The 18,212-nt window shown below is 71.0% G+C and carries 19 protein-coding genes and 1 rRNA gene; 17 read left to right on the top strand and 3 right to left on the bottom strand.

Features of this window, described 5'->3' with window-relative positions; genetic code table 11:
- Window positions 1–75: 75 nt before the first annotated feature.
- From rrf to BIU95_RS07975, 13 genes are all read left to right on the top strand, one after another.
- Window positions 76–192, top strand: a 5S ribosomal RNA gene (gene rrf, locus BIU95_RS08030).
- A gap of 390 nt (window positions 193–582) precedes the next feature.
- Window positions 583–1,515 (top strand): hypothetical protein, encoded by a 933-nt coding sequence (locus BIU95_RS08025; protein WP_139179702.1) that lies wholly within the window; start codon window positions 583–585, stop codon window positions 1,513–1,515.
- Window positions 1,506–2,327 carry a hypothetical protein gene (locus BIU95_RS08020; protein WP_071251344.1) on the top strand — a complete coding sequence of 274 codons (822 nt, stop codon included), beginning with the start codon at window positions 1,506–1,508 and terminating at the stop codon, window positions 2,325–2,327. Before BIU95_RS08025 ends, BIU95_RS08020 begins: the two co-directional genes overlap by 10 nt.
- A complete protein-coding gene (locus BIU95_RS08015) occupies window positions 2,239–3,330 on the top strand; it encodes an HAD-IIA family hydrolase (protein WP_254783318.1) in 1,092 nt (363 codons plus the stop codon). The genes BIU95_RS08020 and BIU95_RS08015 overlap by 89 nt, the downstream gene beginning before the upstream one ends.
- Before the next feature lie 10 nt (window positions 3,331–3,340).
- Complete coding sequence (locus tag BIU95_RS18605) at window positions 3,341–3,508, top strand: hypothetical protein (protein WP_156155395.1); 168 nt, start codon at window positions 3,341–3,343, stop codon at window positions 3,506–3,508.
- Window positions 3,501–4,334 carry a TlyA family RNA methyltransferase gene (locus tag BIU95_RS08010; protein WP_071251342.1) on the top strand — a complete coding sequence of 278 codons (834 nt, stop codon included), beginning with the start codon at window positions 3,501–3,503 and terminating at the stop codon, window positions 4,332–4,334. The genes BIU95_RS18605 and BIU95_RS08010 overlap by 8 nt, the downstream gene beginning before the upstream one ends.
- Entirely contained in the window at window positions 4,331–5,254 is a 924-nt protein-coding gene (locus tag BIU95_RS08005) for an NAD kinase (RefSeq protein WP_071251340.1), read from the top strand. Before BIU95_RS08010 ends, BIU95_RS08005 begins: the two co-directional genes overlap by 4 nt.
- 16 nt (window positions 5,255–5,270) lie before the next feature.
- Window positions 5,271–6,965, top strand: coding sequence for a DNA repair protein RecN (gene recN, locus BIU95_RS08000; RefSeq protein WP_071251335.1), 1,695 nt, complete (start codon window positions 5,271–5,273; stop codon window positions 6,963–6,965).
- Window positions 6,966–7,107: 142 nt separating this feature from the next.
- On the top strand, window positions 7,108–8,823 hold the full coding sequence (locus BIU95_RS07995) for a CTP synthase (RefSeq protein WP_031259575.1): 1,716 nt from the start codon (window positions 7,108–7,110) through the stop codon (window positions 8,821–8,823).
- Between the two features lie 172 nt (window positions 8,824–8,995).
- Complete coding sequence (locus BIU95_RS07990) at window positions 8,996–9,571, top strand: NUDIX hydrolase (RefSeq protein ID WP_017886921.1); 576 nt, start codon at window positions 8,996–8,998, stop codon at window positions 9,569–9,571.
- Window positions 9,568–10,167: a DUF1349 domain-containing protein gene (locus tag BIU95_RS07985; RefSeq protein ID WP_017886920.1), complete on the top strand. Its 600-nt coding sequence runs from the start codon at window positions 9,568–9,570 to the stop codon at window positions 10,165–10,167. The genes BIU95_RS07990 and BIU95_RS07985 overlap by 4 nt, the downstream gene beginning before the upstream one ends.
- Window positions 10,168–10,205: 38 nt before the next feature.
- Entirely contained in the window at window positions 10,206–11,258 is a 1,053-nt protein-coding gene (locus tag BIU95_RS07980; RefSeq protein WP_071251334.1) for a site-specific tyrosine recombinase XerD, read from the top strand.
- A 116-nt stretch (window positions 11,259–11,374) separates the two neighbouring features.
- Window positions 11,375–11,833 (top strand): ASCH domain-containing protein, encoded by a 459-nt coding sequence (locus BIU95_RS07975; protein ID WP_254783316.1) that lies wholly within the window; start codon window positions 11,375–11,377, stop codon window positions 11,831–11,833.
- 39 nt (window positions 11,834–11,872) lie between these two features.
- Here the strand turns inward: BIU95_RS07975 and BIU95_RS07970 are convergent, their stop codons facing one another.
- A complete protein-coding gene (locus tag BIU95_RS07970) occupies window positions 11,873–12,910 on the bottom strand; it encodes an LLM class flavin-dependent oxidoreductase (RefSeq protein WP_071251327.1) in 1,038 nt (345 codons plus the stop codon).
- 50 nt (window positions 12,911–12,960) lie between these two features.
- On the opposite strand from BIU95_RS07970, the gene BIU95_RS07965 reads away from it, so the two are divergent.
- The gene (locus tag BIU95_RS07965) at window positions 12,961–13,293 is read left to right on the top strand and encodes a TraR/DksA C4-type zinc finger protein (RefSeq protein WP_056069831.1); all 333 of its coding nucleotides are present in this window, start codon (window positions 12,961–12,963) and stop codon (window positions 13,291–13,293) included.
- A gap of 130 nt (window positions 13,294–13,423) precedes the next feature.
- Window positions 13,424–13,873 carry a TIGR02611 family protein gene (locus BIU95_RS07960; protein ID WP_017886915.1) on the top strand — a complete coding sequence of 150 codons (450 nt, stop codon included), beginning with the start codon at window positions 13,424–13,426 and terminating at the stop codon, window positions 13,871–13,873.
- Between the two features lie 134 nt (window positions 13,874–14,007).
- On the opposite strand, the gene BIU95_RS07955 is transcribed toward BIU95_RS07960, so the two are convergent.
- Window positions 14,008–15,261: an MFS transporter gene (locus BIU95_RS07955; RefSeq protein WP_042540827.1), complete on the bottom strand. Its 1,254-nt coding sequence runs from the start codon at window positions 15,259–15,261 to the stop codon at window positions 14,008–14,010.
- Between the two features lie 103 nt (window positions 15,262–15,364).
- Between BIU95_RS07955 and BIU95_RS07950 the strand changes: the two genes are divergently transcribed.
- Both BIU95_RS07950 and BIU95_RS07945 read left to right on the top strand, forming a co-directional pair.
- Window positions 15,365–15,730, top strand: coding sequence for a helix-turn-helix transcriptional regulator (locus tag BIU95_RS07950; RefSeq protein ID WP_071251325.1), 366 nt, complete (start codon window positions 15,365–15,367; stop codon window positions 15,728–15,730).
- Entirely contained in the window at window positions 15,727–17,334 is a 1,608-nt protein-coding gene (locus tag BIU95_RS07945; protein WP_254783314.1) for a methyltransferase, read from the top strand. The genes BIU95_RS07950 and BIU95_RS07945 overlap by 4 nt, the downstream gene beginning before the upstream one ends.
- A 3-nt stretch (window positions 17,335–17,337) precedes the next feature.
- On the opposite strand, the gene BIU95_RS07940 is transcribed toward BIU95_RS07945, so the two are convergent.
- The gene (locus BIU95_RS07940) at window positions 17,338–18,201 is read right to left on the bottom strand and encodes an NAD(P)-dependent oxidoreductase (RefSeq protein WP_031259567.1); all 864 of its coding nucleotides are present in this window, start codon (window positions 18,199–18,201) and stop codon (window positions 17,338–17,340) included.
- Window positions 18,202–18,212: the final 11 nt, after the last annotated feature.

Here is an 18,212-nt window from a genome sequence, read left to right as displayed (position 1 = left end):
CACCGCTCTGCCCTCTTCACCGAGGGTGGTAGCTGGGACAGCTTTGAGACCAATGTATGATCTGGTCGAGAGTGTTCCGGTGGTCATAGCGAGAGGGAAACGCCCGGTCACATTCCGAACCCGGAAGCTAAGCCTCTCAGCGCCGATGGTACTGCAAGGGGGACCTTGTGGGAGAGTAGGACGCCGCCGGACTTAACGTAAGAAAGATGTGGCCATCGGCCCTCCATCGAGAATTCGCAGGGGAAACCCTCGTTCTCGGTTGGGGCCGGTGGCCATTTCTGTTTCTGCCGCCGTTCACTCGACGCCGGCTCCGGTTCGTGATGGACTGGAACCACCGTCGGGCGACCGACGCGGCACCCAACACAACGACACAGCGGATGAACGCCCGAGGCACTGCACCGGGCACGCGATGAGGAGCAACGGTGGCGAACGACGACGATCAGCGGCGGAACGACGGCGACCGCGGAGATCGACCCCGGCGGGACGGCGATCGTTTCCCCCGTCGTGATGGTGCTCCGCGTCGTGACGACCAGAGCAACGGCCGGTGGTCCTCTGGCCCTCGTGAGTTCGAGCGTCGCGAGGGTGACCGTCGCGATCGTCCGCAAGGTGGGGACCGTCCGTTCCGCGATGGTGCTCCCCGCCGGGACAGCGCTCCGCGTCGTGACGGCGATCGTCCGTTCCGGTCAAGCGACCGCAATGACCGACCCTCGTGGCAGGGTGATCGTGGCGCCGCCGGCCGTCCGCCGCGCGGGGATGGTCCGCGTGGTGCCGATCGCCCGGGTCGTGACGGTGACCGTCCGTACCGTGGTGGGTCTTCGGATCGTCCGGCTCGTGATGCTGACCGTCCGTACCGTGGTGGGAGCTCTGACCGTCCGCGTCGGGACGGTGACCGCCCGTACCGCGGTGGCTCGGATCGTCCCGCTCGTGATGGCGATCGCCCGTACCGCGGTGGCTCGGATCGTCCCGCTCGTGATGGTGACCGCCCGTACCGCGGTGGCTCGTCCGATCGTCCCGCTCGTGATGGCGATCGTCCGTACCGCGGTGGCTCGGACCGGCCCGCTCGTGATGGCGATCGTCCGAACCGTGGCGGGTCCTCGGACAGGCCGCGCCGTGACGGAGACCGACCCTTCCAGGGCGGTTCGGACCGTCCGCGTCGTGATGGCGATCGTCCGTACCGCGGGGGATCCTCGGACCGTCCGGCTCGTGATGGTGACCGTCCGTACCGTGGTGGCTCCTCGGACCGCCTGCGTCGCGACGGCGACCGTGGCGGCTCCTCCGACCGTCCGTTCCGTGGCGGGTCCTCGGACCGTCCGAGCCGCGATGGTGGCGAGGAGCGTCGTCGGTTCGGCGACGGCTCCCGGCACGCCGGTGCACGCTTCGGCGAAGCGGCCCGCGACGACTGGGAAGACCGCGATCCGTACGGCACGAAGTCCATCCGTCCGCGTCACGAGGACCCGGAGATCCCCGAAGAGATCGATGCGCGTGACCTCGACCCGGCCGCCCGCATGGAGCTGAAGACCCTCAGCAAGGACAACGCGGACTGGGTGGCTCGTCACCTGGTGGCTGCTGCGCTGTTCGTCGACGACGACCCGGAGACGGCGAACCAGCACGCGCTGAGCGCGGCTCGTCGTGCTGGTCGGGTCGGTGTCGTCCGTGAGACCGCTGCCATCACCGCCTACCGTCTCGGCGACTTCGCCACGGCCCTGCGTGAGCTCCGCACCTACCGCCGGATCTCGGGTCGCAACGACCAGCTGCCGATGATGGTGGACTGCGAGCGCGGCCTCGGACGTCCGGAGCGCGCGCTCGAACTCGGCCGCTCGGTCGAACGGTCGGCCCTCGAGACACCGGTGCAGGTCGAACTCGCGATCGCCATGTCCGGCGCCCGTCTCGACCTCGGGAATCCCACAGCTGCGCTCGGCGAGCTGGAGATTCCACAGCTCGACCCGTCCACCGCCTACACGTGGTCCCCGGCGCTCTACAGTGCTTACGCGGCCACGCTCGAGGAGCTCGGTCGACAGGACGAGGCCGACGAGTGGTGGGCCCGAGTGGACCGCGCGGCAGCGGCCCTCGCCGAAATCGCGGACGACAACGCTTGGGAGACAGTTGATGTGGTCGAGGAAACGATCGAAGTCGAAGTACACGGAGACGCCGGAGACGCCGGAGACGACGACGCCGAAGACCTCGGAACCGACGACGTCGCGACCGACGCACTCGACGGCGACGACGACTCCGCCGACGATGTCGACGACGACCTCGACGACGAACCAGCCTTCGACGACCTCGACGACGACAACCCCCGCGACGTCGACGGCTCCGCAGCCGGCTGAGCACCCGGCGGCGCTGACGGACGGCGTCGACGTGGTCCTCACCGACCTCGACGGCGTCGTCTACCGGGGCCGCAACGCGATCCCGCACGCGGTCGAAGCACTGACCCGGGCATCGCTCACGGCGCGGGTCGGCTACATCACGAACAACGCATCGCGCCGCCCGATCGACGTCGCTGAACACCTCGAGCGCTACGGGCTCGAGGTGTCCGAGGGCGACGTCGTCACCTCGTCGCAGGCCGGCGTCCAGCTGCTCGCGACCCTGGTGCCGGCCGGGTCGACCGTCCTGGTGACCGGCGGGCTCGGCCTGTCCAGCATCGTCGAGGCAGCCGGGTTCACGGTGACGTCGAGCGCCGAGGACTCTCCGGCAGCGGTGATCCAGGGCTTCTCGCCGGATCTCGGCTGGAAGGAACTGGCCGAGGCGTCGTTCGCCCTGGCCGACCCGGACGTGCCGTGGGTGGCGACGAACATGGACTGGTCGATCCCCGTCGAGCGCGGCATCGCCCCCGGCAACGGGACGCTCGTGTCCGCCGTGCACCAGGCCGTCGGTCGCATGCCCGTGGTCGCCGGCAAGCCCGAGCGGCCGATCTTCGACACCGCGGTGGAACGCTTCGGCGGCGGTCGGACCCTGTTCATCGGTGACCGGCTGGACACCGACATCAAGGGCGCGAACGACGTCGGGATCCCGAGCGTGCTCGTGCTCACCGGCATCGACCGGGCCAAGCAGGTGCTCGCGGCCGATCAGCGCTCGCGTCCCACCTACGTGCTGGAAGACCTCCGGGGCTTGTCCCAGCCGTACCCGGAGACGGTGCGGCGCGAGGACGAGGACGGCACCCGGTACGTGACCGTCGGAACCTCGACGGTGGCGATGCGCGGGCACGTGGTCCGGGTGCTCGACGCCGGGACGGACATCGATCGACTGCGCGCCGGCTCCACGATCATCTGGGAGTCCGAGTTGGCCATCTACGGCCTCGACGTCGACCCGCAGCTGTACGGCGGCGAGTAGCGTGTCGGACGTGCCGAACCCCGAGCAGCCGTCCGCCGAACCCGAGCAGCAGGACGCCTTCGCCGCGCGGACCGCCGAGGCAGAGACGCTCCCGCTCGTCGATCGCGCCGACGCCTTCTCCGCGCTGCACGACGAGCTGCGGACGCGGCTCGAGAGCGGCGGCTCCGCGAGTGCCTGAGCCGGACGGAGCCGTCCCCGACGCGACCCCGGTCCGCCTCGACGCGCTGCTCCCTGCACGCGGACTCGCTCGGTCGCGCACCGTGGCCAGCAAGCTGATCCAGGACGGCCGCGTGCTCGTCGGCGGGCGTGCCGTGCTCAAGCCGTCGACGCCGGTCGCGCCAGACGCCGAGATCGAGGTCGACGCCGCGGACGAATGGGTGTCGCGTGCAGCCCGGAAGCTCGTCGGTGCGCTCGACGCCTTCGACGTCGACCCTGCCGATCGTGTCGTGCTCGACGTCGGCGCGAGCACCGGCGGGTTCACCCAGGTGCTGCTCGCACGTGGTGCGCGCCGTGTCATCGCGCTCGACGTGGGCCACGGACAGCTCCACCCCACCATCGCGCTCGACGAACGCGTCGCCGTGGTCGAGGGGACGAACGCCCGGAACCTCACGCGCGCCGACTACCTGGCGCTCGACGACGCAGCCACAGACACGAGCCTCGTGGTGGGGGACCTGTCCTTCATCTCGCTCAGACTCGTGCTGCCGGCGCTGGCCGAGGCCGTCCCGGCGGACGAGTTCGTGCTGCTGGTGAAGCCCCAGTTCGAAGTGGGTCGTGGCGGTGTGCGCGAGGGCATCGTGCACGACGCGGGGCTGCGGAACGACGCGCTCATGAACGTGCTGTGGGCGGCGTGGGACCTGGGCCTCGGCACCAGTGGGCTCGCCGCGTCCCCGATCGTCGGGACACACGGCAACCACGAGTACCTGGCCCGCTTCCAGCGCGGTGTCGGGGGCAATCCGACAGAATGGAGAGTCCGGGCGACCGAACTCACGGAAGGGTCTTCATGAGCGACGAACGGCACATCCTGCTCGTGTCCCACACGGGTCGCCGCGACTCGATCGACGCCGCGGTCGAGGTCTGCGACCTCCTGCACGCCGCCGGTCTCACGCCCGTCATGCCCTTCGACGAGTACGCGGACATCCGCCGCGCCGAAGCGTCGGTGGGCAAGGTCGACATCCTGGGCGTCGACGTCCAGCCGAACCAGCTCGAGATCGTCATCGTGCTCGGCGGCGACGGCACGATCCTCCGCGCCGCGGAACTCGTCCGGAACACCGGTGCTCCGCTGATCGGGGTGAACCTGGGGCACGTCGGGTTCCTGGCAGAGAGCGAGCGCGACGGTCTTGCCGAGACGGTCGAGCGTGCGCTGTCCGGCGAGTACAACGTCGAGGAACGCGTCACCCTGCAGGTCGACGTCGTCCTGGGCAACCAGATCGTCTACTCGAGCTGGGCGCTGAACGAAGCCACGATCGAGAAGGCGTCCCGTGAGCGGATGCTCGAAGTCGTGACCGAGGTCGACGGCCGCCCGCTGTCGTCCTTCGGTTGTGACGGTGTGGTCGTGTCGACCCCGACGGGCTCCACGGCGTACTCGTTCTCGGGTGGTGGCCCCATCGTGTGGCCCGATGTGGACGCACTGCTCATGGTGCCGCTGAGCGCCCACGCCCTGTTCGCCCGTCCGATCGTCGTCGGGCCGGACTGCACGCTCGCGATCGAGGTCCTGCGGCGAACGAGCGGCGTCGGCGTGCTCTGGTGCGACGGACGCCGCACCCACGACCTGCCCCCGGGTGCCCGCGTCGAGGTCCGGCGTTCGCCCGACCCGGTGCGCGTCGCCCGGCTCAAGGACGCCCCGTTCACCGACCGGCTGGTCGCGAAGTTCCAGCTGCCCGTCGCCGGGTGGCGCGGCCCCCAGAGCGACGAGGACGACCGATGAGCACGGAGGACGACCGATGATCGAGGAGATCGCGATCCGCGACCTCGGTGTCATCGGTGAGACCACGCTCGAACTCGGGCCGGGCTTCACCGTGGTCACCGGGGAGACCGGTGCGGGCAAGACGATGATCGTCACCGCACTCGGGCTGCTGCTCGGTGCGCGGGCCGACGCCGGTTCGGTTCGCCGTGGCGCGTCGAGCGCGGTCGTCGAAGGCCGCTGGCACGTCCCCGAGCAGGACGCGGTCGCCGAACGTGTCGAGGACGCCGGCGGCACCGTCGAGGACGGCGAGCTCATCCTCACCCGCACGGTCTCCGCCGAGGGGCGCAGCCGTGCCACGGTCGGCGGTCGCAGTGCCCCCGTCGCGGTCCTCGGTGAACTCGCCGACCAGCTCGTCACCGTGCACGGGCAGTCCGACCAGATCCGCCTGACCTCGGCCACCGCGCAGCGGGCAGCGCTGGACGGGTTCGGGGGATCCTCGCTCGAGAAGGCCCTTGCCCGGTACGTGGCCGCGTACGACGCCTGGCAGCAGCACGCCGGTGAACTCGAGGTCCTGGTCCGTGACCGGGACGACCGGGTGGCCGAGGCCGAGCGGATCCGTGCGGCCTCCGACGAGATCGAAGCCGCCGACCCGCAGCCCGGGGAAGACGTCGAGCTGGCCGAGCGCGCCGAGCGCCTGGGGAACCTCGAGGAGCTCCGGCTGTCGGCTGCCCTGGCGCACGAGGCACTGTCCAGCGAGTCCCTCGACGGCGTCTCGGACGTCGTCGGCCTGGTCGAGTCCGCGCGCCGTGCCGTCGAGCGTGTGGTGTCGTCGGACAGTGCCCTGCAGCCGGTGCTCGAGCAGCTCACGGAGCTGGGCATCCAGGCGGCCGAGGCGTCGGCGAGCATCTCGAGCTACCTCGGTTCCCTGGAACCCGAAGCCGGGCACGACCTCGAACTCATCAACGAACGCCGGGCGTTGCTGGCCGGCCTCACCCGCAAGTACGGCGAGACGGTGGACGACGTCATCGCCTACGGTCAGCGCGCGAGTGACCGGCTGCTCGAACTCGACGGCGACGACGACCGGATCGCGGCGTTGCAGCAGTCGGTCGAGCAGGATGAGCAGGCGCTCGAGTCCGCCGCCGCAGCGCTCACCACGGCGCGTACCAAGGCGGCGGCCGACCTGGCGAAGCGTGTGACGGCCGAGCTGAAGACCCTCGCGATGGGTGGCGCGACCCTGGTGGTCGAGGTCACCGACGCGGGGGAGTACCGCCGCCACGGCCGTGACCAGGTGACGATCCTGCTCCAGCCGCACTCCGGCACCGACCCCCGGCCGATCGGCAAGGGGGCGTCCGGTGGTGAACTGTCGCGCGTCATGCTCGCGATCGAGGTCGTCATGGCCGGCAGCACCACCGTGCCGACCTTCGTCTTCGACGAGGTCGACGCGGGTGTCGGTGGGGCGGCGGCCATCGAGATCGGCCGGCGGCTGGCGAAGCTCGCCGAGCGCACGCAGGTCATCGTCGTCACGCACCTGGCCCAGGTCGCCGCGTTCGCGAACAACCACCTCAACGTCGTGAAGGACGCCAGCGGTGCCGTGACCTCGTCGAGTGTGCGACGGCTCGAAGGCGAGGACCGGCTGCAGGAGATGGCTCGGCTGCTCTCCGGGCTCGGCGACAGCGCCAGCGGCATCGAGCACGCTCGCGAGCTGCTCGACGTGGCCGGCCAGCGGGCCTGACGGCCAGACCTGCCTGATCCCGGTGACTCGGCCACGGCACGGTGACCCGGCCACGGCTCGACGACCCGGCCACCCACCCGCGCAACGCCCACGGCGAACCGGGGTCGCGCCTCCCGGCAGTTCTGACGTACGATGGAATCCCGTGGCGGACACTCTCAGCGGCGGTACCAATTCTTCGAACTCGACCCCGAAGGTGACGAAGCAGATCTTCGTGACCGGCGGGGTCGTCTCGTCTCTCGGCAAGGGCCTGACGGCGGCCAGCCTCGGCAACCTGCTCACTGCTCGCGGCCTCAAGGTCGTCATGCAGAAGCTCGACCCGTACCTCAACGTGGACCCGGGCACCATGAACCCGTTCCAGCACGGCGAGGTCTTCGTGACCGACGACGGTGCGGAGACGGACCTCGACATCGGGCACTACGAGCGCTTCCTCGACATCAACCTGTCGCAGGCCGCGAACGTCACGACCGGTCAGGTGTACTCGACGGTGATCGCCAAGGAGCGTCGCGGCGAGTACCTCGGCGACACGGTGCAGGTCATCCCGCACATCACCGACGAGATCAAGCGCCGGATGCGCGAGCAGGCGCAGAACGACCCGCAGCCCGACGTCATCATCACCGAGGTCGGTGGCACCGTCGGCGACATCGAGTCGCAGCCGTTCATCGAGTCCGCCCGTCAGGTGCGGCACGAGCTCGGCCGCAGCAACGTGTTCTTCGTGCACGTGTCGCTGGTGCCGTTCATGAACGCCTCGGGTGAGCAGAAGACCAAGCCGACCCAGCACTCCGTCGCCGCGCTCCGCTCGATCGGCATCCAGCCCGACGCGCTCGTGCTGCGGAGCGACCGTCCGGTGTCGGAGTCGAACAAGCGCAAGATCGCGCTGATGTGCGACGTCGACGAGGACGCCGTGGTGAACGCCGTGGACGTCCCCTCGATCTACGACCTGCCGACGCTGCTGAACAACCAGGGTCTCGACCAGGTCATCGTCGAGGCGCTCAAGCTCGACGCCGGTCCGGTCGACTGGACCGCCTGGACGCCTGTGCTGAAGGCCGTGCACGAGCCGAAGAAGGACGTCACGATCGCGCTGGTCGGCAAGTACATCGACCTGCCGGACGCCTACCTGTCCGTCACCGAGGCGCTCCGTGCGGGTGGTTTCGCGCACGACGCGAAGGTCACGCTGAAGTGGGTCGTGTCCGACGACTGCACCACCCCCGAGGGCGCGGCGAAGCAGCTCGGCGACGTCGACGGCATCTGCATCCCGGGTGGGTTCGGCGTGCGCGGCATCGAGGGCAAGCTCGGCGCGCTGAAGTTCGCGCGTGAGCAGGGCATCCCGACGCTCGGCCTGTGCCTCGGCCTGCAGTGCATGGTCATCGAGTACGCCCGCCACGAGGTCGGTCTGACCGACGCGTCGAGCACCGAGTTCGACCCGGAGACCTCGACGCCGGTCATCGCGACGATGGCGGAGCAGGTCGACATCATCGCCGGTGGCGACCTGGGCGGCACGATGCGCCTGGGCCTGTACCCGGCGTCGTTCACCGAAGGGTCGCTGGCGGCGGAGCTGTACGGTGCGCCCGAGGCCTCCGAGCGGCACCGTCACCGCTACGAGGTGAACAACAAGTACCGCGAGCAGATCGCGGATGCCGGCCTGGTGTTCTCGGGCACGTCGCCGGACGGCACGCTGGTGGAGTACGTCGAGCTGCCGCGCGACGTGCACCCGTTCTACATCGCCACGCAGGCGCACCCGGAGCTCCGCTCGCGTCCGACCGATGCGCACCCGCTGTTCGCGGGGCTCGTCGCGGCCGCGATCGAGCGCCACGAGGCGTCCAGCCTGTTCGACCCGCAGACCGAGGAGCAGGTCGCGTAACGCGAGTGGTCTCTGACTGGAGGCGCGGTGCCAGCTGGCACCGCGCCTCCCGTCCGTCTGGGGGCGCGTCCACGGCACCTGATTCCGGACACGGAACCACGGAATGACGCGGTGCTGTGTCCGGAACCTGGTTCCGACGGGGCGTCCGGCGCGCGCGTGCTTGGATGGAGCCGTGACAGACGCACCGATCGCCGACGAGTCCGCCTCCTTCGAGGTCACCGAATCCACCGTCGTCTACGAGGGCGCCGTCTGGGACGTGCGTCGCGACACCGTCGCGTACAACGGTGACGCGATGGTCCGCGAGTACATCGACCACACCGGCGCGGTCGCGGTGTACGCCGAGGACGACGAGGGCCGCGTCCTGGTCATCCAGCAGTACCGGCACCCGGTGCGGATGCGTGACTGGGAGCTGCCCGCCGGCCTGCTCGACATGGCGGGCGAGGACCACCTGACCGCCGCGAAGCGCGAGCTGGGCGAAGAGGCCGACCTCGAAGCCGACACGTGGGAGCCGCTGATCCGCTACAACACGTCGTCCGGCGGCAGCGACGAGTTCATCCAGGTCTACCGGGCGCGCGGCGTGCGGTCGACCGGGTCCGCGTTCGAGCGCGAGGCGGAAGAGGCCGACATCGTGACGCGCTGGGTGCCACGGGCGGAGCTGCTCGACGGGATCCTGGGCGGTCGGCTCAACAACTCGGCCCTCGTCGTCGCGACGCTCGCGGTCGAGGCCATCGAACAGCGCAGCAAGTGAGCGGGGCAGCGGTCGACGGTCTGCGTGACCTGGTCGGCGCCGGTGCCTGGACGCACGAGCCGCAGGCCTCCGTGCTCGACGGCGACGTGTTCCGTGTCACCGCCGTCGAGGGCAGCGATGCCTGGCGGACCACCTCGTACGGGTTCGTGCACGACTCGGAGCACGCGCTGCTGCAACCGACCGACGGCCCGTTCTCGGTCGAGGCGTCGTTCGTGCTCGACTACACCGAGCAGTTCGACCAGGCCGGGGTGTTCCTGCGCGTCGACGAGCGGACGTGGATCAAGGCCGGTGTCGAGTTCTCGGACGGTGCTCCTCAGCTCGGCGCCGTGGTCACGCGTGGGTTCTCCGACTGGTCCGTGTCGCCCGTGCCGGAGTGGGTGGGCCGGGTGGTGACCGTCCGCGCGAGCCGCGACGGTGACGCCGTGACGATCCGGGCGTGGGCCGAGGGCGACGAGCCCCGGCTCGTCCGGGTCGCGTACCTGGACCCGGAGGCCGTCGTGTCCGCGGGGCTGCTGTGCGCCGGGCCGACGCGGGCTGGCTTGACCGTGACGTTCACCGGCTTCCGGGTGGGCGCGCCGGACGAAGCGCTGCACTGACGGGCAGGTGGCCGTTCGCCGGTTAGCCTGCTGAGGTGATGCCCCTCGATCGTGCCGTGGAGACGTACCTGCGGCACGTCGCGATCGAGCGGGGACTCTCGCAGCACACGCTGTCGGCGTACCGGCGGGACCTCGCCGTGTTCGCCGAGTGGCTCGGCGTCGCACCGGTCGTCGAGTCGGACGGCGCTGACCGGGCCGGAGGCTCCTCGGTGCTGCAGGACGTCGCTCGCCTGGCGCGGGCGGACGTCTCGGGGTTCGTCGAGCACCTCGCCACGCGACCATCGGGACCGTTGGCGCCGCGGTCGATCGCGCGCATGCTCAGTTCGGTCCGTTCGTTCACCGCCTTCGCCGCGGGAGAGGGCTGGCTGCCGCTCGACCCCGGCACCGCCGTCCGACCGCCGAAGGCTCCCATGCGGCTGCCGAAGGCGATCCCCGTCGAGGACATGGAACGGCTGCTCGGGGCGGTCTCCGTCGACGCGAACGACCCCGTCCAGCTGCGGGACAAGGCCCTGCTCGAGCTGCTCTACGCCACCGGTGCGCGGATCTCCGAGGCGGTGGGGCTGTCGGTCGACGACGTCACCACGCTGTCGGACGCCGCTGCCGACGCTCCGGGCCCGGGCCCGGGCCCCGGTGCGGACGGGCTCGCCGTCGTGAAGGTCACCGGCAAGGGCAACAAGCAGCGGATCGTCCCGCTCGGCAGCTTCGCGCGGGCCGCGATCGACGCGTACCTGGTGCGGGCACGGCCGGTGTTCGCGGCACGGGGAGCGTCGACGCCGGCGCTGTTCCTCGGCGCCCGTGGTGCGCGGTTGTCGCGACAGAGCGCCTGGCTCGTGATCCAGGCCGCTGCTGCCGCCGCCGACCTGGAGGCGCACGTGTCACCGCACACCTTCCGGCACTCGTTCGCGACGCACCTGCTCGAGGGCGGTGCTGACGTCCGCGTGGTGCAGGAGCTGCTCGGGCACGCGAGCGTCGCCACGACGCAGATCTACACGATGGTCACGGCCGACATGCTGCGGGACGTGTACCAGACGGCGCACCCGAGAGCGCGGCGGCAGGCGCTGCCAGATGGGCGCGACGGGCGCGCTTCGTGAGCAGCACGATGGGGGGAGACGGGCGTGCTTCGTGAGCAGCAATGGTCGGGTCGCGGCATCGCACTCGACATCTCCTGCTCACGAAGTGCCGTCTCCCGGTGCACTACGGTCGGGGCGTGCCCTCGACCCTCGACGACTTCTGGACCGCACGACGCCTCGAGCGACCGGACCTTCCGGTGGACGTGCCGGAAGCCTGGTCGTTCGGTGCGACCCCGGAGCAGGCGGACGCGCTCCTGCAGCTCGTGCTCGACGGGGTCAAGGTCGGCACGGCGTCGTCGCTCTGGGACTACGAGGCGACCGGTGACCCGCTGCCCGCAGTGGACGAGTTGAGCATCGTGACCGACGGCTCCGATGCGCCCCGCGCGGTCATCGAGACGACGCTGGTCCAGGTGGTCCCGTTCGATCAGGTCGATGCTGACCACGCCTGGGCCGAGGGTGAAGGCGACCGCACGCTCGAGCACTGGCGGGCCGTGCACGAGGCGTTCTGGCGTGCACACTCCGAGCACCCGCGCGGGTTCGCGCCGGACATGCCCGTCGTGTGCGAGCGGTTCCGGCTGCTGTGGCCGAACGGCTGAGGCCGATCCCGAACGGCTGAACCGGATCCCGATACGGGGTCAGGCGGGGACCGGCTCCGCGTCGACCTCGGTGAAGACGTCCTTCACGGCCGCGAGCAGCCGCGCGTTGAACTCCACACCGAGCTGGTTCGGCACGGTGACGAGCACGGTGTCGGCAGCGCGCACGGCCTGGTCGGCCGCGAGCTCCGCGACGAGCTGTTCGGGCTCACCGATGTAGGAGCGGCCGAACCGGGCGAGCCCGCCGTCGAGGTGCCCGACCTGGTCCTGCCCCTCGACCTGTGCACGGATGCCGAAGTAGTGGCGCGACTCGTCGTCGATGATCGGGATGATGCTGCGCGAGACCGACACCCGTGGGGTCCGCTCCCAGCCCGACTCCGCCCACACCCGGCGGAAGCGCTCGATCTGCTCGGCCTGCAGCTGGTCGAACGGCACACCGGTGTCCTCGGTCAGCAGGGTCGAGGACATCAGGTTCATGCCCTGCTCGGCCGTCCACTCCGCGGTGGCGCGGGTGCCGGCACCCCACCAGATGCGGTCGCCGAGCGAGTCGGACAACGGGGAGATCGGCAGGGACCCGACCGATCCGGTCATCTGCGGGTTGGCGTTGGCCATCGGCTCGCCGGCGATCGCACGGCGGAACACGCTCGTGTGCGCTCGGGCCATGTCGCCACCGTTCTCATCGGAGGCGTCGGGCACGTAGCCGAACTGCTGGTAGCCGGCGACGGCGGTCTCGGGTGATCCCCGCGAGACGCCGAGCTGCAGTCGCCCGCCGGAGATCAGGTCGGTGGCCGCGGCCTCTTCCGCCATGTAGAGCGGGTTCTCGTAGCGCATGTCGATGACGCCGGTCCCGATCTCGATCCGGCTCGTCTTCGCGGCGATGGCGGCGAGCAGCGGGAACGGTGCGGCCTGCTGCGGCGCGAAGTGGTGGACGCGGAAGTAGGCGCCATCGACGCCTGCTTCCTCCGCTGCGACGGCGAGGTCGATCGCCTGCACCAGGGCCTCTCGCCCGCTGCGCACCTTCGACCCCGGCACGTCACGCCAGTGTCCGAACGACAGGAACCCGATCTTCGTCATGTCCATGCGAACGCATCCGGGGGCGGGGTCATTCCGCCGCGACTACCGTGTCCGGGATGGAGGACCCCCGCCCCGCACTCGAAGCCGAACGCGCCCGCAACGAACGGCTGCTGACCGAGGTCGAGCGGAGCATGCGTGACGTCAGTGACGCCCGGCAGGATGCCAACTCCGACGACGAGCACGACCCCGAGGGTGCGACCCTGGCGTGGGAACGTGGCTCGCTCGGTGCGGTCCGCGACGGTGCGCAGCTGCGGATCCGCCAGGTGGACGCCGCGCTCGCACGGATCGACGAGGGCACCTACGGCCGCTGCACGGTCGGCGGCGAGCCGATCCCGGAGGCCCGGCTGGCCGCCGTCCCGTGGGCGGCGACGTGCGTCGCGCACGCCTGAGGGGTGGGCGGACGCTGCCGCGTGACGGACTGGAGGCGCGGCGCAACCCCGCCCCGCGCCTCCCGGCCTGCGCACCCCGCGTCCACCGCGTGCGCCGCTGATTCCCAGCCGCGCGCCCTACGTTTTCGGCATGGACGGCGACCCGAACGACCGACCCGGCGACGCCCGGGCCGATGGTGCGGCCCGACAGCGCTTCCAGTGGTTCCACCGCCTGCGCGCCTGGATCCACGAGCGGCCGCACGTGCACCTGTTCTACAAGGTGCTGGTCGGTCTGGTCGGCGGGCTGGTCGTCATCATCGGGCTGATCCTGGTGCCGCTGCCGGGCCCGGGGTGGCTCGTGGTGTTCATCGGTCTCACCGTGCTGGCGAGCGAGTTCCACTTCTTCCACAAGATCATCACGTGGCTCAAGGCGCAGCTGCACCGCTTCTGGGACTGGGCCAAGCGGCACGGGCCGAAGCGTCTGCGCGATGCGGCCGACCGGGGCAAGGCCGACGTCGATGCTGCGCACACCGGAGCGGCGCGGACCGTCGGGGTCCGTGCGCGCGCTCGCGGGGCGAACTCGGCACACCCGGGCCACTAGTCGGGCCGTCGCGGTCGGCACCGTGCGGTGCTGTTCACCGCGTGCGAGGTTGACGCCTCCGTGCGGCGCTGCAGGCTCGCACCGAGCGATCAACCTCGCACCGAATGGGCAGCGCCGCACCGTGCGGGGCGCGCCTACTCGGCCGCGACCCGCACCGAACCGGTGGCGGTGCGCTCGATGACCTCGGCAGCGCGCTCCTCGACCTCGGCGGCGTCCTTCGACGACAGCTGCAGCACGAGAGCGACGACCGCGGCGAGCACGATGAAGCCGCCGTAACCAGCGATGACCGGGACGAGGCCGACCGACGGCTCGAGCAGGCCTCCGATGACCGAGGGCACCCCGAACGCCAGGTAGCTGACGACGTAGATCGTGGAGAGCAATCCGGCGCGGTGGGTCGGTGCAGCGGTGGCGAGCAGCATCCGCAGCGGTGCCTGGAACCCGGCGCCGAAGCCGACACCGGCGACGGCGCTGCCGACGACCATGCCCGGCAGGGAGTGCGCGAACACGAACGACACGGTGATGATCGGGCCGAGCACGAGCGCCACGAGCCCGAGCAGGACCGCACGTCGGGTGTCCATCCGCTGGATCGCCAGGCCGGTCAGGGCACCGACACCGGTGACCACCGCGATGAGCGCACCGGCGGCGAAGTGGTTGGTGATGCCGAACACCGCGCCGAGTGCCGAGGGGACGAGCGACAGGAACATGCCGCCCAGCGCCCAACTGGCCACGAGCGAGCCGGCGACGCCGCGGAACAACCGACGCGATGACCGCGGCACGCTGATCGTCGGGCGCAGGGAGCGGAGTGCTCCTGGGCGACGCTCCACCTGCTCGGGGACGACGGACAGCGCGAGGACGAGCAGCACGAGGAGCGCGCCGAACAGCAGGTAGACGAGCTGCTCCGGCGCCGGACCCCACTGCACCAGGGCGCCGCTCGACAGCGCGCCGGTGGCCAGGGCGATCGGCGGGATGACACCGTTCAACACACCCGCCATGGTCGGGTGGCGTTCGAGGGAGTTGTCGATGAGGGCCGCGCCGAGTGCACCGATGAGCAGTCCGACCGAGACGCCCTGCACGATCCGGTCCACGATGAGCGCGACGACCCCGTCCGCCGCCGCGAACAGGCCGAGCGACAGTGCGACGCCCAGCCCGCCGACGACGAGCACGGGCTTCCGGCCGACGTGGTCGGACAAGCGCCCCGCGATGAGCAGGCTCGCCAGCAGGCCGGCGACGTAGATGGCGAAGACCCCGGTGAGCATGAGCGGCGTGAGGTGCCACTCGGCGGCGTAGACCGGGTAGATCGGCGACGGGACGGCCGACGAGGCGACCGAGACCAGGAGCATCGCCGCCAGGATCCAGAACCCGGCGACCGAACGAGCTGACTGGTGCATGCGCACCCCTTTCCATCTCCGTGCAGTACGACTGCATTCGTACCGCACTCGAACAGTACGACGCAAGTCGTACAGCGAGCCGAACGGTGGTAGCGTCCCGTCCATGCCCGCGCACGTCGATGCTCCCGAACGGTTGCCGCAGCCGTCCGTGGCCGAGATAGACCTCCCCGTCGTCATGGACGCCCTGAGCGACCCGATCCGGCTCGCGATCCTGCACCGCTACCTGGTCGACGCGGCCGGCGGCGAGCGCAGCTGTGGGTGGGTCGGCATCGACCGGCCGAAGTCCACGCTGACCCACCACTTCCGGGTCCTGCGCGAGGCCGGGTTGCTCGAGCAGCACCTGGAGGGCCTGACCCGCGTCAGCCGTGTCCGGGTGGAGGACGTGCAGCAGCGGTTCCCCGGGCTCCTCGACCTGGTGCTCGACTGGCAGGTCCCATCGGCCCTGCTCCGCGAGGGGCTCGCCTCGTGAGCGGCGAGCCCGACGCCGCCCCGAGCCCGACCGTGCACACGCTGCCGTCGATCGTCGCAGACCCCGCCGTCGCCACGGCGCTCGCCGCGGACCTGACGGCCGCCGGCTTCACCGTCGACCGGCTCGACTCCCTGTGGGGCGCCGAGGCTGCCGCATCGCTGCACCGCGGTTCGCGGGTCGCTGCGCTCCGTGCGCTCGCCGCCCGCGAGACCACGCCGCTCAGCACCCTGGCGACGCTGTTCGTGCTCGGGCTGCCGGTGGCGCGGGCTGAGGCAGCCGCCGCGTTCCCGACCGCCGGGCTCGACGCCGTCATCGCATCGGGTCTGCTGCGCAGCGAAGGCGAAGGCGACGGCGAAGGCGTCGGCGGCGCCCCGCTCGTCCACCCCACCGTCGACCTGCGCCCCTACGCCTTCGTCGACGACCTCGGCGCCGGCAGCTGGTGGATCGTCTCCGACCTGGGCGAGCTCGCCCTCGGACACGAGATCAGCGAGGAACACGTCCTCGGCATCGGCGGCGCCACCACGACGCTGAGCGGCCTGCAGGTGCCCGTGCCGGTCGAGCGGGTGCTCGACCTCGGCACCGGCTGCGGGATCCAGGCCATGCACGCGCGGCGGTTCGCCGACCACGTGGTCGCCACCGACATCTCGCGCCGTGCCCTCGACATCGCCCGCTTCAACGCGCAGTTGAACGGCATCGACGGCATCGACTTCCGGTTCGGTTCACTGTTCGAGCCGGTCGCGGGGGAGCGCTTCGACCGGATCGTCTCGAACCCGCCCTTCGTCATCACGCCTCGTCGCGAAGGCGTCCCGTCCTACGAGTACCGCGACGGCGGCATGGTCGGTGACGCCCTGGTCGAGACGGTGCTCCGGGGCCTCGGGGACCACCTGGAGCCCGGTGGCACCGCACAGCTCCTCGGCAACTGGGAGTACCACTGGGGCGTCGACGGCCTGGACCGCGTGCGCGCCTGGTTCGCCGACACCGGCCTCGACGTGTGGGTGATCGAGCGCGAGCGGCAGGACCCGACGTCCTACGCCGAGACCTGGATCCGCGACGGCGGCACCAAGCCCGGCACGGACGGGTTCGACACCCTGATGGGCGCGTGGCTCGACGACTTCGCGGATCGCCGCGTCACCGGCGTCGGCTTCGGTTACGTCGTGGTGCGTCGACCCCTGCCGGGAGGCCCGTCCGGCCTCCGCCGGTTCGAGCGCGTCCCCGAGGCGCTCGGCTCCAACCCCGCGGGTCTGGGGGCGACGGTCGCCCGCGTCCTCGACGCGGCCGCCTGGCTCGCCGCCCACGACGACGCCGCGCTCGCTGCCGCCCACCTGGCGGTGGCCGGTGACGTCACCGAGGAGCGGTACTACTGGCCGGGCAACGACGACCCCACCGTGATGACGCTGGTGCAGGGCGGCGGGCTCGGGCGCCGGGTGGACGCGGACACCGCACTCGCGGCGTTCGTGGGCGCGTGCGACGGTGACCTGTCCGTCGCGGCGATCATCGGCGCACTCGCGCAGATCACCGGCGTGGACGAGCAGGCCCTGGCCGCCGACCTGCTGCCGGCGGCGCGTGACCTGGTGCTCGACGGGCTGCTCGTCCCCGCCGCCTGACGATCAGGCGCGGTGGTCGCGCCAGCTGTGCTCGGGCGTGTAGCCGAGGAGTTCGCGGGCCTTCTCCGACGACAGCAGCGAGCTGACGCCGTCGATGTCCGCACGGCGCTCGATGTCCGGCACGAAACGCTCGACGAGTTCGATCGTCGGGGTGTCCATCACCGTGTCGGGGCTCGCGATGACGAACGCCTCGAACCCGGTGAGGTCCGCCTCGAGCGCACGGCGGACGGCCTGGGCCCCGTCGCGCGAGTCGATGTACGACCACAGGTTGAACGTCTTCGCCTCGGGGGTGGCGTCCCACGGGAACGCCGGGTAGTCGGTCTCGTCCATCACGTTCGAGAAGCGCAGCCCGATCATCTTCAGCTCCGGGTCCCAGCGCGTGAAGTGGCGGGCCATCTCCTCTTCCACCGCCTTGCCGAGCGAGTACGACGACTGCGGGCGGACGGCGAACTCCTCGTCGACCGGCAGGTAGGGCGGCAGGTGTTCGCCCATCGGGATGCCGAGCAGGGTCTCGCTCGACGCCCACACGACGTTCTTGATCTTGGCGGCACGGGCGGCGTGGAAGACGTTGATGGACGAGGTCACGTTGTTGGTGATCAGGGCCACGTCGGGCACCTGTCCCGGGGCCGGCACCGCCGCGAGGTGCACGACGGCGTCGACGTGGTCGTACCGGTCGTCGATGCCGAGCAGGGCGTTCAGGACCTGGCCGTGGTCGGTCAGGTCGATCCGCACGAACGGGACACGCTCGGGCTTGTCGGGCGAGGGGACACGGTCGAGCAGGACCACGTCGTACCCGTGCGCATCGAGGTCGCGCACCACCGCTCGTCCGAGCTTGCCGCTGCCACCGGTCACCACTACACGCGTCATCGCGTCACTCC

The sequence above is a fragment of the Curtobacterium sp. MCBA15_007 genome, from assembly GCF_001864905.1.
In the GTDB taxonomy this organism is placed as follows: Bacteria; Actinomycetota; Actinomycetes; order Actinomycetales; family Microbacteriaceae; genus Curtobacterium; species Curtobacterium poinsettiae.
The sequence above is the reverse complement of the archived record's forward strand: the minus strand, read 5'-3'. Positions and strand labels throughout refer to the sequence as shown.